This is a genomic window from Phenylobacterium sp. (genome assembly GCF_041913825.1).
Classification (GTDB): Bacteria; Pseudomonadota; Alphaproteobacteria; order Caulobacterales; family Caulobacteraceae; genus Phenylobacterium.
Genome location: NZ_JAYSEO010000007.1, coordinates 168,333 through 183,104, shown reverse-complemented (window position 1 = coordinate 183,104; position 14,772 = coordinate 168,333). Strand labels below are relative to the sequence as shown.

The following is a 14,772-nucleotide window of genomic DNA, read 5'->3' as shown; positions in this document are numbered from 1 at the left end:
GTCAAACCGGTTGCGTCGCCGGCAGCAGGTCGTCCAGGCGCTGGGCGAGCTGCTGGATATCCCGCGCGGCCAGGCTGTCCGGCGCCACCTCCACCACGGCGCGGCCGCAGGCCGCCGCCTCCGCCAGCGCCTCGTCATAGTGCACCATGCCGATGAACCGGCCGCCGTTGTGCTGCTGGATGAACTCGGAAATTTCGCGGCTGAGGCGGCGCCGGGGGTCCACCTGGTTCAGCACCCCGAAGGTCTCGGGCAGCTGCGGGCGCGGCGGCCGCAGGAGGAGTCCGTCGCGGAAGGCCGGCACGAGGGCCATGGAACCGGCGTCGGCCAGCAGCACCACCACATTCAGGTCGGCGATGGCCTCCAGCCGGGCTTGCAGCCGGCCCTCGCCGGGGGCGGTGTCAGCGATGATCACGTCATCGTCGTCGCGCAGAAGCCCGCTCAACGCGTCTGTCAGCTCCGTCTCGTGCAGCTGCTCCTTCATGAAGAGCCGCTCGGCGGCCGTCGCCGGACCGAAGGGGGCCAGCCGCACCCCGGAGGGCCCGGTGATCACGGCGTTGGACCAGGGCCGACCCTGCGCCACGCAACTGGCGATGCCGGGCGTCGCCGGCCCATCCGGCAGCAGGAGAAATCGCAGGGCGTTCTGGGAGTCGAAATCCACGGCCGTGACCCGGCGGCCACGCGCCACCAGGGCCACGGCGAGGTTGGCGACGAGGGTCGTTTTTCCGACTCCCCCCTTGGGGGACGCCACCGCGACGAGCGGCATGCCCCTAGGCCTTCCGCTCCAGCCGGGCGAACACGGTGCTCAGCCGGCCGGCGTCCTGGGGCTCGGCGGCGCCGGGCGGCGGCGTCGGCGGCGCGGCATAGCGCGACAGCGGCGAGGGCCGGACCGCCGCCGCGGCGGGCGGCGCCTCCGGCGCGGGCGGCGCAGACGGCGCGGGCTCGCGGATCAGGCGGCGCAGGGGAGCGACAGGCGTCGCTGCGGGGACCTGCGGCGTTGCAAGGGAGCTCGCCGAGGCGAGGGCGCCGCGCAGCGGCTGCAGCTGGGGTTGCGGCGGCTGCGACGCCGCAGGCGGCGACGCGGCGGCGGCCGGCGAGGCCCAGCTGTTCTCCGGCGCAGGCGCGCTGGGCGTCGGGGGCGTGATCGCCGCCTGGGGTTGATCGGTCGCCCCGGGGCTGGCCAGTTGCCGCGCCCGGGCGATGCGTTCCAGGACCGGCCAAGTTTCGCCGACCGTGTCGGCGGCGGCGAAGTTCCTGTAGGCGACGTTCGCCTTCAGCTTGCCGATCAGTGCGCTGACGTCGCTCACCGTTATGCCCCTTCCCTCGCCTAGCTGCATAAGGCTCGATATCAGTAAACACAATGCAAAGACCGGCCCCTGCGACACCCTGCACAGTGTTGAGCGCGTGGGCTGCCGCATGTGGGGAAATCGGCGGCGCCGACTCCACCATCAGTTGAGGTGTCGCGGCGATTTTGATCAGCAGGCGCCGGTTGAGGGCGCAGGTGAACCGACGTTTGCTGTCAATCGGAAGCGGGCGCCAGGAGGGCCCGGTCCCGGCCGGCGATCTTGGCCTTGAGCAGGGCGCCGTCGGCGCGCCGCATCGCCGCCAGCAGGTCGGCGTCCATGGGGGTGCGGACCGCCACCCCGACGCTGAGGGTGACGTGGTCCGGTCCGGGCCGGGGCATCAGCGCCGAGCGCACCGCCGCGCGCAGGCGGTCGGCCACCTGCAGGGCCGCGGTCTCGTCGGTCTCCGGCAGGATCAGGGCGAATTCCTCCCCGCCGATCCTGGCGAGCAGGTCTGTCCCCCGCTTGGCGCTCGCCAGGGCCAGAGCCAGGGCGCGCAGGACGTCGTCGCCGGCCGCGTGACCATAGAGATCGTTCACGGCCTTGAAGTGGTCGGCGTCGCACACCAGAACGGCCACAGGCCGGTCGTAGCGTTCCGCCAGCTCCCACAGCAGGTGCGCGCGCTCGAAGAAGGTCCGGCGGTTGTCGAGACCGGTGAGATCGTCCTGGGCGGCGAGTTGCTCGAGCTTCGCCTGGGTATGGTGGAGTTCGCCCTCCACCCGCTCCACGTGCGCCGTGATCATCGCCACGGCCAGCAGCACACAGAACAGGGTCGCCATGGCCGCGCCCGCCGCCACGGCGCTGTCGGAGAGGGCGTAGACGCCCAACGGCCCGGACCACAGGGGGCTGGCGGCGCGCAGGAGGGCGCAGGCCATGACCACGCCGCTCACCAGGGCCATCAGGGTGACGGGCGCCGAGCGGCGGCGGGCGGCGTAGGCGCACAGCACCGCCGTGGTGAGGCTGAAATGGACCGCCAGCGCCGCCGATGCGATCACCACCCGCGTGCGCAGCTCCGCGCCGCTGGCGGCGGCGATGGCGAATCCCACGATGGCTGCGGCGGCCAGAGCGGCGTTCAGGCTGCGCCAGAGTCGAAGTCGTGGCGTGGCGAAGAAGCGCAGGACGCCGTCCAGGTGCAAAGGCGTGACCGCCAGCGCCACCGCGTTCGACACGATCAGGCTGAGAACCCCGGGGTTCTCGCCCCGGAAGGCGAACATCAGGAACGCGGCCATGGCGCAGGCCAGAGACAGCATCCAGCTGCGGAAGCCGGGATAGGTGCGCCGGGTGCGCGCGACGAAGTACAGTCCCGCGGTGACGCCCGCCAGCGCGAAGGCGCTGGTGACGAAGGCTGTGGTCTCGTCCAGGCGAAGCAAGACCTCAGCCCACACGGCCGAGCCGGCTCCCCCGAGCTTCTGTTCTGCGCCCACCCCGGCAATCGTCCCGCAGCTTCTCCGCCGCCAATCGGCGAGCGGCTCGATTAGCGGGGAACGACGTTACGCTCCAGTCCTTCGGTGTCCATCGTCGCGCGGGGTCAGACTGTGGGGCTTTGCACCGCAGGCTCGCCCCAGCGCCAGAGCACGCCGGCGTGGCCTTCCAGGCGCAGCTCCACCTGCGGTTCGCCGCGGCGCCAGAGCTGCACGGCCAGGCGGCGGGCATGGACGAGCGCTTCTTGCGCTGTCGCGAAATAGGCCAGCGGTTCCCTGCCCGCCCGCGCCACGGCCCATCCCTCCGGCGCCTCGCAAACCAAGAAGCTCATCATCCCGAACGCCTCCCCCAAGTGGCGGCGAGCAATAGCAGCCGAGCACCTTTCCATTCGGTGAACGTCGGCTGGCGAGCCCTCGCCGCCAGGCTGGCGCGCGGCGTATGGGTGACGTAAGCTTCACCCGGTTTCAGTTACGTTGCGGGGTTTTCCGCCTTGATTCCGCGAGACCTTTTCGAGCCGACCGAAGCCGCCTCCGAGGAGCGCTTCTGGCTCGCGCTCGCGGCTGCGGAAGCCGAGGTCAGTCGCGCTGACGAACGCCTTGCGGCGGACCCGCACCGGACGGGGGTGCAGCGCCGGCTGGATGTGAAGGAGGGCTGCGCCATCGCCTGGTCGGCGGGGGCCCTGGTAAGCTTCGAAGCGCTCGCCTTGCACGATCAGGAGCTCGACGTGACCCTGCCCGACGCCGACCTGCGCGCGGCGCACCGAACGCTCTTACTCCGTCGTCGGGCGAGCCGGCTTTCGCTGGACGCGCTGCTCGAGCCGGCCGCGCTCGCCGGCTTCATCGACCGGCGTCGCGAGCGTCCGCCGTCGCCCTTGCCGGTGGCCCGGCCGGCCAGCGCGGGCGTGGGCGAGGCGATCCGCGCGGCGACAGATCAGATCCAGGCGGTGCGCACAGACGAGGACGACCAGGCGCTCGCCGCCTGGCTTGGTCTGGCGCGCGCCTGGCTGTCGCCGCCCCTCCCCCTTCTGGTCGGGGCCGCCCTGGCGCTGGAGAGCTGGCGCGCGCTGACGCCGTTGGGGCGCCGCGAAGACCTTGCGGACCTGGTGGTGAACGCCGCCCTGCGGTCCCGGCGGCGGGTGCGCGCCCTCGAACTTCCCCTCGCGCTGGGCCGCCGCCGGCTCACGACCTCTGGGGACCGACGTCCCTTCGCGCCCACGCTGCAGGACCGGCTCGCCTGGCATCTCCGCAGCTTTGCGGCGGCGGCTCGGGAGGCCTGCGACGAGCAGGCCGCCCTTAGCCTTGCGCGACAGGTGTGCGAGCGCCGCCTGGCGGCGCATCGGCGCGCATCCAAGGCGCCGGCGGCGTTGGCCGCGCTGCTTGACCAGCCGGTGGTCACCGCCGAGAGCCTGGCGCGCGCGGTCGGGCTGACGCCGCATGGCGCCCGCTTGCTGCTTCGCCGGCTCGGCGCCTCGGTGACGGAGATCTCCGGCCGCAGTCGGTTCCGCGTCTGGCGGCTGGCGGGCGGCTGACACCCCCTCGCCTCGCGGCCGGCGGGCGCAACGGCGCGGCGCGCAGGACGGCCCGCTGCGTCAGTCGGCGGGCTCGGGCCAGTATTGCTCCAGAAGGCTCCGCAGGGTGCTCGCCGCCTCCTGCCGGGTGGCGCCGCCGGTCAGCAGCAGGGTGAGCCGCAGCTCTCTTCGTCGGCGGTCATCGATCCGCAGCACGGGCGCGCCGTTCGGCGCGCACAGCAGGTTGTCGCCACGCTGACCTGACCGCTTGGGGGCGCCTGACCGCTTGGGGGCGTCGGCCGCCTGCGTCAGGCGGCGGATGACGTCCTGCGGCGACAAGCCGGCCTCGGGCTGCGTCGCCAGCTCGCGCGCGGCCTCGAGCACCCGCTCGCGCCGGTCCTGCGGCTTCAGCAGCGGCTTCAGGAAGGTGACGTGCTTGATCCTGAGGGCGTGCGGGTTGGCGAACGCGGCGATGATCTCGCCGGGCAGGCGAGCGAGGTCCAGGTATCGGCTCAGCCAGGCTTCCGAAACATTCAGCCGTTGCGCCATGGTCTTCTGACGTCCCTCGTAGTGACGATCCAGGGCCCGCAGGTAGTCACGGGCGCGCTCGATGTCGCTGAGGTCCTCTCGCGTCCGGTTCTCGAGGTCGGAGACGCGGAAGGCCTCCTCGTCGGTCATCTCGCGAACTTCCACGAGGAACCGGAAGTCCGGGTAGTTGTGGGCCCGCAACCAGCTCACCGTCCAGTGCCGGCGCGCGCCGCAGATCACCTCGAAATCGTGGGCGGCGTCGTTCTTCACGCGGCGTACGATGGCCGGCATCTCCTGCCGTCCTTGCGCTTTCAGGCTCTCGATCAGATCGGCGCAGCGGGCCTCGTCGAGCCTGTCGTACTCGCGATTGTGCTCCGCCCAGATCCGGCAACGACCGGGATCGACGAGCTCCACCGGCCTTGCCACGACGGCGCCGGACGCCAGTTCCGCCAGGCGGTTGCTGCGGCCGGCCAGGACGCCGATGCCGAGACGGCCCTGCGGCGGCGGGTCGGACGCCGCAGGGTCCACGTCCAGGGCGCCGGCGAGGCCGGCGGCGAAACCACGGTTCTTGCTCATCGCCCATCCCTCATGGCGGAAATTGCACGGGTGCAATTGGCGGCCTCGACTTGCGCGTGGCCCGTTCGTTTGGCGGGCGCCTCATGCCGCGCGCTCACGCCAGGCCCTCCCGCCGCAGGCGCTCGGCGTGGCTCGGCCAGGTGGCGCGAACGTCCACCAGGATCTCCTCGTTGACCCCGTTGAGGTAGGTCAGGCAGCGGTCGCGGACCGCCTTGCTGGTCATCGGGTTGTCGAGTTCGTAGACGGTCATGAGCCGCGCCGTGACATTGTCGATCTCGGCAGAGTCCTTCAGCGGCGTTCGGATCATCACGTGACCGAACACCTGGCGCATCAGGGCGATGAGCTCCTTCTGCATCGACTTGTTCTCGTCCGCCTTGGACGCCACCACGCGGATGAAGTTCAGGGCGGGGGCGAGATCGCGGGTGGCGAGCTCCTGCAGGGTTTCGTCGAGCATCGCCAGGAAGGCGGCGGTGGAGGAGAAATCCATGACCGTGGGCGGCACCGGCACCACCAGCGCGTTGGCCGCGCGCAGCACGGAGAGCGAGATCGCCCCCAGGGCCGGCGGCGGATCCAGGATCACCACATCGAACCGCTCGGAGACGGAGGCGATGCCCTGCGCCAACCGGTCCAGCAGCCGGCCCCCGCCCCTCGCCATCCGCGCGGCCAGCTCATATTCCGACTGGAAGAGGCGCAGGTTGGCGGGGATGAGCTCCAGCCCGTCGAAGTGGGTCTTCTTCAGGGCGTAGTCGAGGGATGTCATCTCCTCCTGCCGCAGGAAGGGGTAGAGGGTTTCATCCTCGTCCAGGTCGAGATCGGGCACATAGCCGAACAGGGTGGTGGCCGACGCCTGGCTGTCGCAGTCGATGAGGGCGACCCGATAGCCCTGGATGGCGAGATACTGCGCAAGGTGCACGGCGATGGTCGACTTCCCCACCCCGCCCTTGAAGTTCTGAACCGCGATGACAGCGCAGGGATCCTCGGGCGTCCGCCACGGCCGCGTGCCGAACGCGCCGCGCATATCGTTCACCTGCGCCAAGGTGTAACCGATCCGCCGGTTGGTCTCGGTGCGCGGCGGATCGGGCAGACGACCGTCCTTCTCGGCCTCCCGGATGGCGGCTGGGGTGCGACCCACAAGCCGCGCGGCTTCGCTGATCGAGAAGGTCGGCTCGCGGCGTGCGCCGGATCGCGCGGCGCGGGCCGCGTCGCGAAGGTTGGAAACGACCGCCGACGCGCGCCGGGCAAGCTGAGCGACGGGCGCCGCCAGAGCCGCAGCCTGAGCCTCCGCAAGTGGGGTGGGCATGAGTGACTCCCTTGAGCTTGCGATTTTAGGCGCGCGGCGCGCCGGAATTCGAAAGCTACCGGCAAGACGGTCTATTTTCGCCTGGTGAATCGATCCTTAACGGCAGGTCGAAAGCCAAAACCGATTCTTTGGGGCTGACGAGGGGGTAACCTGACCTCGTGGGGGCGCGTTCACGGTCTGCACTGAGCGACGGCGCCCGATTCGTGAGCTCTGGCCAAGCGGGGCGGCACGGGGCATGCGCGGGCGCACCGGGCCGTCCTGACCGATTGGGGGCGCGGGCGCCACGCGCAAGAAGGCGGCCGACGGAGCGCCGCGGATCGCTGTCGCCGCGCCTTTGAGTTGGAGGGCGGCGCGCCAGCAAAGCGCGGGCCCCTCGGCCCCCAAGTGCGGACTTCGGTGAGAACGGCGGTTGAGGGCTTATGAGCCGGCTGGGCTCACATCTCCGGCTGTCCGCCGGATGGCGGGCGGGTCGCCGCGCCAGTGCGATTGCACCGGTGCAATTTCGCCTGCGGCGGCGACGTGGCTCCCGGCGCAGCTCAGGTCAGGGCTTGGCCCGGCGTCTTCGTCGCCTAGGCGTAAACCCGCGCACGCCCCCCATGCGCGGCGGCGCTCCAGCCGGCTCGCCTGAGGGTTGGCGTCCACAAGGGCGACGACGCTGGGGCCGGTGGGCGGCTGCGGAGGCCGTCCATCGCCGCGACCGCGGACCGCCACGTCCGGGCCGACGCGCAGCAGCTGCGGCATTGCGTCGGTCAACAACAGGTCTCGTGGGGGCGCGCGGGAGTGTCCCTTTCTGCGACGCCCCGCCTGGGCAATTGCACGGGTGCAATTTGGATCAGGGGCGGCCGCGACGCGCCGCAAAGGCCTGGCAGAAACCGGTCCACGACCGCGTCAGCTTGGCCCCGGAAAGCTTGGCCAGACGGTCGCCCATCTGCTCACGGTAGGCCGCTGCGATGAGGTCGATGTCCCAGCCGCCCCCGTGGGCCTGGGCGATCTGGGCGAAGGTCTTGGACCAGCGCACAGACCCCTCCGGAAACGTGCTCGGCGCCGGCGACGGCGCCCCCGAGACCGCGGCCTGTGATAGCGCGGCGTATGGCGGCGCTGCCAGTCGCTTCACCGGCGGCGGCGCGACGACCCTTTCCACCATGTCCTCACGCCGGGCGCGGCGGCCAGCCGAGTGGCGCTCGTTCTCCGCGGTCGCCGCCAGCTGCTCGGGCGCATCCTTGGGCTGGAAGACGAACTCGATCTCCACGACCGCACGACCCCGCCGGATCTCTCGCCAGCTGACGGTGAAGTGCGCCAGCTGGTCGATCTCCGCCTTGGCGCGCTCCAGCACCTTGCGTCGCAGCTGGGCGAAGTCCTTGTAGAGCTCCGGTGCGATGCCGAAAGCGGCGCGCAGGGCCGTCATGTCGCCACGCCAGGTGGATTGTCGACGGTGGATGCGCAGCGCGCCCATCTCGTAGAGCCTCAGGGCGTAGGTCGACCGGAAACCCAGCACCGCCTGGCGGTTCAGGACGGCGTAGGTTTCGGACTCCTTGATCAGCCGCCGGGCGTCCGGCGTGAACTCCCATTCGATCCAGCCACGCTCGCCGCCATCCTCCTCCACCTCCTCCCGGGAGGACTGGATGAGCGGAAAACGCTTCGTCGCCTTCTTGCCGCGCCAGGATAGATCATCGATCGCAAACAGGGTCCGGTGCAGCTCCTCCAGCATATCCGAGATGCGTTCGTTACCCTTGTGGCCGCGCCGGATGTCGGCCTTGCGCATCTTGTGGGCCACCGGACGCCAGGCGTCTCCGCCGGCGGCGAGGATCATGAGGGCCAGCAAGCGGGACGCGGTAAGGCTGAGCGACTGCCCCTTGACGAAGCGCACCTCCACGAGATTGCCTGGCTTGGCGAAGTCTTCGCCCTCGCGCGCACGCAGAGCGTGGGCCACGCGCATGGCGCGGCCCGGACCGCTGTCCGCTGCAATCCCGCCCCCGTCGTCCTCGTCCCCGTCGTCCACCAGAATCTCGTGCGATTGAGGCCGCCAGCTTTCCTGACCCTGGTTCAAAGCGCAAGTCAGGACCGGAGAGGTGGTCGCCCCAAGCCCCCAATCGGTCAGGATGCCCCCTCGGGGTCAGGACAGATCCCCCGCTGGGTCAGGACACCACCCCCAAGCGGTCAGGACGACGCCCCCGGGCGGTCAGGATCATCGTCGTAAGCCTTTGCCGTTCCACACCTTTCGGGCCCTGAATCAGAATCTTGGAATCCCTGAATCAACCCGCTGCGTACCGCAGCGGCGTTTCGATGGATTCGCAGGGAGAAAGCCGCCTTCAACACCGACCCTAACCTCGAACGCCGAACGCCGAACGCCGAACGCCGAGCGGCGCGAGGCCGACGAGACGTGCGACGGCCGCTCGGTCCCTGCAGGATGCGCAAGGGCCGCCCGCTCATGGCCCCTTATCGCCGCGCCTTTCCGGTCCACGCCAGCGCTGCCCGCGGGCCCCGGTCGCGCTACACTGCCGGCATGGATCTGGATGTTGTGGTAGTGGGCGCTGGCGCCATCGGTCTTGCCACAGCCCGCGCCCTGGCGGCGGCGGGTCGCCAGGTGATGGTGCTCGAGCAGACCCGGGCGATTGGCTCCGGGGTCAGTTCGCGCAACAGCGAAGTGATCCATGCCGGGATCTACTATCCGCAAGGAAGCCTGAAGGCCCGCTTCTGTGTCGCGGGGCGGCGCGCGCTCTACGCGTTCTGCCAGGCTCGCGGCGTGCCCCACCATCGTTGCGGCAAGCTGATCGTCGCCACCGGGCCGGAACAGGTCGCCGCCCTGGAGGGGGTCGCGGCGCGCGCCAGCGCCAATGGGGTGGCGGGTTTGCGGCTGCTCAGCGGCGCGCAGGCGCGACGGCTCGAGCCTGCCCTGCGCGCTGAGGCTGCGCTGCTGTCCCCCGAGACCGGCGTCTTCGACAGCCATGCCTACATGCTGGCCCTGCTGGGGGAGGCGCAGTCGCGCGGCGCCGAGATTGTCCTCGCTGTCACTGTAACGGCGCTTGCCTGGGAGAAGGGGGCCTGGGCGATCTTCGTTGAAGGCGAGGATCGTCCTGTGGCTCGGGCTCGGACCGTCGTGAACGCCGCCGGCCTGGGCGCCCAGGCGCTGGCCTCACGCATCAAGGGCCGGACGCCAAGCACCGGCCACCGCTGCACTATGCGAAAGGCAGCTACTTCGTGCTGCAGGGCCGCTCGCCGTTCCGCCGCCTGATCTATCCTCTGCCTGAGCCCGGCGGGCTGGGGGTCCATCTGACCTCGGACCTGGCCGGACGCGCCCGGTTCGGTCCCGACGTGGAGTGGGTGGCCGCGCCGGACTACCGCGTTGATCCCAGGCGGGCGCAGCGGTTCTACAGCGCCGTGCGGTCCTATTGGCCGGGGCTGCCCGACGGAGCCCTGCAGCCCGGTTATGCCGGCGTGCGCCCGAAACTGTCAGGTCCCGGCGCCGAGCAGGACTTCCGGGTCTCCGGGCCGGCGGATCACGGGCTGCCCCAGTTGGTCAATCTTTTCGGCATGGAGTCGCCCGGACTCACAGCCTCGCTTGCGGTCGGCGCCCACGTGGCCCGCCTGCTGGCCGCCTGAGGCCGAGGGCGGCAGCCCGCCGTCGGCGCGGACGGGCGGTCGAACCGGCGAACCGTCTAAGGGGGCGGGCCGGGCGCCTCGTCGCCGGTGGAGCCCTCAAGCGGCGGCAGAGGAGAGCGCCACGTGAGCGGGGAGGGGACGGAAAGCACCGGCTCCACGGGCAAGCCGCCGCGGCCGCCAAGCCTGTCGCCACCGCGCGGGGCCCGATCGGCGAGGCAGGAGGATCGTCATTAACCTGCCGCTAACCAAAACAGCCGAGCTTGGCCCGAGTGGGGGGAGCGTCGCGTGTCACGATCGGCCAGGCCTGCAGGCGCGGGCGATTTCTTGATCTACTCGTTCGCGCGGGATCTCGGCTACGAGGACCTGCCGGCGAAGGGGCGTCGCTGGACGCCCCGCGCAAAAGCGCTGGCCGTCTCGCTCGTGTGGAGCGGGCGCGTGACGCGTGACGCGCTTTGCGACGACCACGAGATCACCTCGGAGGAGTTCGCGCTCTGGGAGCAGCTGATGGCGCGTCATGGTCTCGGCGCCCTGCGCGCGACCCATGCCCGCAGCTATCGCCACGAGACCGCCATTTTGCGCGTCCGGCCGGCCAAGCCGCGCAAACGCCCGCGCTGAGGCGCTTTACAGTCGGCCGCGAGTCACCGTCTCCTCTCTTCGGAGGAGTTCAACGTGCTGCAGGCCACTTACGTCGCCTTCGTCCCACGCCATCGATGCGATGTGTTGCGTCGGATTCTCACCACGGAAGACACCGGCCCTCTGGTGTGGCGAGAGCAGCGCCGCTTGTCCGGCAGCGACTTCTACTTCTCAGGTCCCGCCGGACTGGCGCGGCGCGCTCAGGCCTATGTGGCCGAATGGGTCGCCGCCCACGCCTGACGAATCGGTGGACGGAGCGCGCGCATGAAACGCCTCATTCTCATCGCCCTGCTGCTGGCGGTCCTGGCGCTGGTGCTGTGGGCGCTGCTGAACGTGCTGGATATACTCACGTGGCCCGGTTGAGGCGGCCAGGGCAGGGGCCTCAGCCATGACTTGCGCAGGGCCGGGCGCGCCGGCATGGGTCTCCAGGCGGGCGCTCATGGCGCGCGTTGCGATCCCGGCCGCTGCGCAGGCGAAGAGCAGGGCGAACGGCAGGGCCAGCGTCAGGCAGCTCTCGGCGAGGCCGCGGCGCGGGGCAGGTCGCTGGAAGTTGGAGGACCGCATCATCCACCGGTGTATTGGGCCCATGGCGCAGCGTGGCAAGGCGCGCGATACTCATTCTGGTGATAAGCGCCGGAAATGCGCGGCGCGTGGGGCTTGGCGGCGGCTGCCTTGCGCGGCGTTCGGCCGGTGAAGATCACGCCTGTCATTCTGTCCGGGGGCTCCGGCACGCGGCTTTGGCCGCTCTCCCGGCCCGAGCGACCCAAGCAGTTCCATGCCTTCGGCGCTTCGCACACGCTGATCCAGGAAACGGCGTTGCGGCTTCGCAGCGACCTGTTCGAGCCCGCCGTGGTGCTGGCGGGCGCTGAGCACGGCCCGCTCGTGGCCGCACAGCTGTCCCAGGTCGGCGCAACGCCCCAATCGATCCTGCTGGAGCCTGCGGCCAGGAACACCGCGGCCGCCGCCGCCGCCGCAGCGGCCTTTGTCGCCCGGGATCGGCCCGAGCGGCTGATGATGCTGATCCATGCCGACAATCGGGTGGCCGACGTGGCGGCGCTGCATGGCTATGTGCGGCAGGCCGCGCCGGCCGCCGAACGCGGCCAGCTCGTACTGTTTGCGCTGAAGCCCAGCGCCCCTGCCACCATCTATGGGTACATCAAGCTCGCGCCAGGGGAGGGGGTGCGGCCGGTGGAGGCGTTCGTGGAAAAGCCTGACCTGGCCCGGGCGCAGGCCTTCCTCGCGGACGGAGGTTACGGCTGGAACGCCGGCATGTTCCTGTTCCGAGCCGACAGCTTCCTGGAAGAGCTCGGCCATCAGGCGCCCACGATCCTCTCCGCCGCCGCCGAGGCCGTGCGAACCGCGCGTCCGGAGCCGCCGTTCCTGCGCCTGGGGTCCGCCTTCCTCCAAGCGCCCTCCGAGCCGATCGACACGGCGGTGTTCGAGAAGACCGATCGGGCGGCCGGGCTTACGGTCGATATCGGGTGGAGCGATGTGGGCAACTGGGACGCCATTTGGGCGGAGGCGGCGAAGGACTCCTCCGGCAATGCGTTCCAGGGCCCCGTCACGGCGGCCGGCTCTGCGGCTTGCCTCGTGGTCTCCGACCAGCCCGTCGTGCTCGCCGGCGTGCGCGATCTTGTGGTGGTTGTGCACGAAGGCGAGATCCTCATTGCGCGTCGCGACGATCCGAAGGGGCTGCAGGCCGCCCTGCGCGAGCGCAGCAGGCTCGCCAAGAGTCTGTCCTAATAAGGCTTGCTGATGGTCAAGACGCTTGCCTGGAGGATTTCGAAAGCAGCTTCGGATGGCGCGACATGATCCGAGCGAGGCGGAGTGGCGGCTGATTGGGCCGTTGCTGCCGAACAAGCCGAGAGGGGTGGCCCGGGCCGCTGACCGGCAGGTGATCAACGGCATATCCCACGGGTCGAGAACGGGTTCGCCATAGCGGGACCTGCCGGAGCGCTACGGCCCTTACACGACGGGCTACAATCGCTACAGCAGACGGGCCACAGTCCATGCAGTTGATCGACAGCTCCAGCATCCGCGCCCACCACCAAGCCGCCGGCGAAGAAAAGGGCGCCCGGATCACGCCATTGGCCGTTCTCGTGGAGGGCTGAGCACCAAGAGCCACGCGGTCGTCACCTAAGCCGGCCGGCCGGCCGGTGCGGCGGCGGCTCTCGCCGGGGCAGGCCTCGGACATGGCCGCCGTCCCCAACTCCTCGGACGTCTGCCGGTCCCAACCGCCGCGTGGCGGACCGCGGCTACGACTCAAACCCCGTGCTCGCGCTCATCGCTAGCTCCTGCGCTCAGGCCGCCATCCCCAGCGCCCGATGCGTGGTAAGGCGCTCCATCGTTTCGTCCTGCGCCTGCGGCTGACCGGGCGGCCCCAACAAGCGTCCGGCCTGCCTGGGCCTCCAGGACCGCCGGCGTGACCGCCGCGATAAGCCGTCCCAGGCCGCATGGCGCACCTCGCGTGGAACGGCAAAGGCGGTCGCCACTGGAGGCGCGCCCGGCGAGAAGGCCCGAGGCGCGGGTGCGACAAAGCCGCGCCCGTACGGGGCTCGACGCGCAGCGTACGCCTGTGGCACGAACGGAGGTCATACTGGGGTCCTCGATGACTGACGCCAAGTTGCTGGACGAGCCCGGCCGCCTCGCCGCCGTGCAACGCTACAGCGTGCTCGACACCTTGCCCGATCCGGCGTTCGACCGGATCACGCAGCTGGTTCAGACCGCGCTGAAGGTGCCGATCTCGGCCGTCTCCCTCGTCGATGTGGATCGCCAGTGGTTCAAGTCCCGCCAGGGGCTGGATCCGGCCCAGACGCCGCGCGACGTGTCGTTCTGCGCCCACGCCATCGCCGGGCGCGATCCGCTCGTGGTGCCCGACGCGCTCGCCGACGATCGGTTCGTGGACAACCCCCTGGTGACCGGAGCGCCGCACATCCGCAGCTATCTGGGCGCGCCGCTCGCAACGCCGGACGGGTACAATCTCGGCGCTCTTTGCGCCATCGACACGGTGCCGCGGCAGTTCGACGACGCGCAACGGGAGATGCTGGCCGCGCTGGCGTCGATCATTGTCGACGAACTCGAGCTGCGGATCATGGCGCAGAGCGACCATCTCACCGGCGTGCTCACGCGCCGCAGCCTGCTGGCGGCGGCGGAACAGGCGCTCGGCCGGCTCCGCACGGACGGAGAGCCCTGCGCCCTGATCCTTCTGGACGTGGATCGGTTCAAGGCGATCAACGACACCTATGGGCATCCCGTGGGCGACGTGGTGCTGCGCGCCGTGGCGCAGGCCTGCCGCGAGCACCTGCCGCCCGGAGCCTTGATCGGGCGCATCGGCGGCGAGGAGTTCGCCGTGCTCCTGCCGGCCACCTGCCTGGAGGGCGCCTCCGCCCTGGCTGTGGCCGAAGCGCTGCGCGTGAGTCTGGCCGAGCGGCCGATCCGCGAGCTCCCGGCGCCGATCACCGCCAGCTTCGGCGTGGCGCTTGGGTCGGCGTCCATGGAGAGCGCCGAAGCCTGGCTGGCGCGGGCCGACGTGGCGCTCTACGCCGCCAAACGCACGGGTCGCAACCGTAGCATCCTGGCCGAAGCGGCGTGACGGGGGGCGATCCTCGGCTGGCGCCGCTGATGCGGGAGGCGGATCGCGTTCTCCTTCGCCAGCTCACGGTGCGGGCCGACAGCCTGGGGGCGTTGCGCGACAAGCTGCAGGCGCTCGAGGTGGTCTTGGCGACGAGCGGCGAGACGACCGCGGACAGCGGGCTCGTGGCGGAAATCCGGCGTTCGGACGTCTGTGCGCTCATCGTGCGGGAGCTGCGCCGCGACCTCGACCAGCTATCCTGCATGGAGCCGCCGCCCGCCGCGTGAACGCGGCG

Annotated in this window: 15 protein-coding genes; 8 read left to right on the top strand and 7 right to left on the bottom strand. The window is 70.8% G+C overall.

Features of this window, described 5'->3' with window-relative positions; all coding sequences use genetic code 11:
- Window position 1: 1 nt before the first annotated feature.
- The 4 genes from bcsQ to ACE3Q8_RS07785 all read right to left on the bottom strand — a co-directional run bounded on the left by bcsQ (window position 2) and on the right by ACE3Q8_RS07785 (window position 3,093).
- Window positions 2–763, bottom strand: a complete 762-nt coding sequence (gene bcsQ / locus ACE3Q8_RS07800) for a cellulose biosynthesis protein BcsQ (RefSeq protein ID WP_374469695.1) — start codon at window positions 761–763, stop codon at window positions 2–4.
- Window positions 764–767: 4 nt separating this feature from the next.
- On the bottom strand, window positions 768–1,304 hold the full coding sequence (locus tag ACE3Q8_RS07795; protein ID WP_374469694.1) for a hypothetical protein: 537 nt from the start codon (window positions 1,302–1,304) through the stop codon (window positions 768–770).
- A 212-nt stretch (window positions 1,305–1,516) separates the two neighbouring features.
- Window positions 1,517–2,725, bottom strand: coding sequence for a diguanylate cyclase (locus tag ACE3Q8_RS07790; protein WP_374469693.1), 1,209 nt, complete (start codon window positions 2,723–2,725; stop codon window positions 1,517–1,519).
- A 143-nt stretch (window positions 2,726–2,868) separates the two neighbouring features.
- Entirely contained in the window at window positions 2,869–3,093 is a 225-nt protein-coding gene (locus ACE3Q8_RS07785) for a hypothetical protein (RefSeq protein ID WP_374469692.1), read from the bottom strand.
- Between the two features lie 159 nt (window positions 3,094–3,252).
- On the opposite strand from ACE3Q8_RS07785, the gene ACE3Q8_RS07780 reads away from it, so the two are divergent.
- Complete coding sequence (locus ACE3Q8_RS07780) at window positions 3,253–4,290, top strand: DUF1612 domain-containing protein (protein ID WP_374469691.1); 1,038 nt, start codon at window positions 3,253–3,255, stop codon at window positions 4,288–4,290.
- 60 nt (window positions 4,291–4,350) lie between these two features.
- On the opposite strand, the gene ACE3Q8_RS07775 is transcribed toward ACE3Q8_RS07780, so the two are convergent.
- From ACE3Q8_RS07775 to ACE3Q8_RS07765, 3 genes are all read right to left on the bottom strand, one after another.
- Window positions 4,351–5,373 carry a ParB/RepB/Spo0J family partition protein gene (locus tag ACE3Q8_RS07775; protein ID WP_374469690.1) on the bottom strand — a complete coding sequence of 341 codons (1,023 nt, stop codon included), beginning with the start codon at window positions 5,371–5,373 and terminating at the stop codon, window positions 4,351–4,353.
- A 94-nt stretch (window positions 5,374–5,467) separates the two neighbouring features.
- A complete protein-coding gene (locus tag ACE3Q8_RS07770; RefSeq protein ID WP_374469689.1) occupies window positions 5,468–6,673 on the bottom strand; it encodes an AAA family ATPase in 1,206 nt (401 codons plus the stop codon).
- Between the two features lie 832 nt (window positions 6,674–7,505).
- Window positions 7,506–8,672, bottom strand: a complete 1,167-nt coding sequence (locus ACE3Q8_RS07765; protein WP_374469688.1) for a RepB family plasmid replication initiator protein — start codon at window positions 8,670–8,672, stop codon at window positions 7,506–7,508.
- Window positions 8,673–9,176: 504 nt separating this feature from the next.
- Here ACE3Q8_RS07765 and ACE3Q8_RS07760 point away from each other — a divergent pair.
- The 7 genes from ACE3Q8_RS07760 (at window position 9,177) to ACE3Q8_RS07730 (ending at window position 14,764) form a co-directional block, all read left to right on the top strand.
- On the top strand, window positions 9,177–9,905 hold the full coding sequence (locus tag ACE3Q8_RS07760) for an NAD(P)/FAD-dependent oxidoreductase (protein ID WP_374469687.1): 729 nt from the start codon (window positions 9,177–9,179) through the stop codon (window positions 9,903–9,905).
- On the top strand, window positions 9,872–10,273 hold the full coding sequence (locus ACE3Q8_RS07755; RefSeq protein WP_374469686.1) for an FAD-dependent oxidoreductase: 402 nt from the start codon (window positions 9,872–9,874) through the stop codon (window positions 10,271–10,273). The genes ACE3Q8_RS07760 and ACE3Q8_RS07755 overlap by 34 nt, the downstream gene beginning before the upstream one ends.
- Before the next feature lie 324 nt (window positions 10,274–10,597).
- Complete coding sequence (locus ACE3Q8_RS07750) at window positions 10,598–10,888, top strand: DUF1153 domain-containing protein (protein WP_374469685.1); 291 nt, start codon at window positions 10,598–10,600, stop codon at window positions 10,886–10,888.
- Window positions 10,889–10,942: 54 nt separating this feature from the next.
- The gene (locus tag ACE3Q8_RS07745) at window positions 10,943–11,146 is read left to right on the top strand and encodes a hypothetical protein (protein WP_374469684.1); all 204 of its coding nucleotides are present in this window, start codon (window positions 10,943–10,945) and stop codon (window positions 11,144–11,146) included.
- Between the two features lie 399 nt (window positions 11,147–11,545).
- Complete coding sequence (locus ACE3Q8_RS07740; protein ID WP_374469683.1) at window positions 11,546–12,649, top strand: mannose-1-phosphate guanylyltransferase; 1,104 nt, start codon at window positions 11,546–11,548, stop codon at window positions 12,647–12,649.
- Window positions 12,650–13,514: 865 nt separating this feature from the next.
- Window positions 13,515–14,498 carry a sensor domain-containing diguanylate cyclase gene (locus ACE3Q8_RS07735; protein WP_374469682.1) on the top strand — a complete coding sequence of 328 codons (984 nt, stop codon included), beginning with the start codon at window positions 13,515–13,517 and terminating at the stop codon, window positions 14,496–14,498.
- A gap of 29 nt (window positions 14,499–14,527) precedes the next feature.
- The gene (locus ACE3Q8_RS07730) at window positions 14,528–14,764 is read left to right on the top strand and encodes a hypothetical protein (protein ID WP_374469681.1); all 237 of its coding nucleotides are present in this window, start codon (window positions 14,528–14,530) and stop codon (window positions 14,762–14,764) included.
- Window positions 14,765–14,772: the final 8 nt, after the last annotated feature.

What these genes read in the sequence shown, in the direction of transcription:
- bcsQ (WP_374469695.1), bottom strand. Translation starts at nt 763, where the DNA reads ATGCCGCTCGTCGCGGTGGCGTCCCCCAAGGGGGGAGTCGGAAAAACG.
- ACE3Q8_RS07740 (WP_374469683.1), top strand. Translation starts at nt 11,546, where the DNA reads ATGCGCGGCGCGTGGGGCTTGGCGGCGGCTGCCTTGCGCGGCGTTCGG.
- ACE3Q8_RS07785 (WP_374469692.1), bottom strand. Translation starts at nt 3,093, where the DNA reads ATGAGCTTCTTGGTTTGCGAGGCGCCGGAGGGATGGGCCGTGGCGCGG.
- ACE3Q8_RS07735 (WP_374469682.1), top strand. Translation starts at nt 13,515, where the DNA reads ATGACTGACGCCAAGTTGCTGGACGAGCCCGGCCGCCTCGCCGCCGTG.
- ACE3Q8_RS07770 (WP_374469689.1), bottom strand. Translation starts at nt 6,673, where the DNA reads ATGCCCACCCCACTTGCGGAGGCTCAGGCTGCGGCTCTGGCGGCGCCC.
- ACE3Q8_RS07775 (WP_374469690.1), bottom strand. Translation starts at nt 5,373, where the DNA reads ATGAGCAAGAACCGTGGTTTCGCCGCCGGCCTCGCCGGCGCCCTGGAC.
- ACE3Q8_RS07760 (WP_374469687.1), top strand. Translation starts at nt 9,177, where the DNA reads ATGGATCTGGATGTTGTGGTAGTGGGCGCTGGCGCCATCGGTCTTGCC.
- ACE3Q8_RS07730 (WP_374469681.1), top strand. Translation starts at nt 14,528, where the DNA reads ATGCGGGAGGCGGATCGCGTTCTCCTTCGCCAGCTCACGGTGCGGGCC.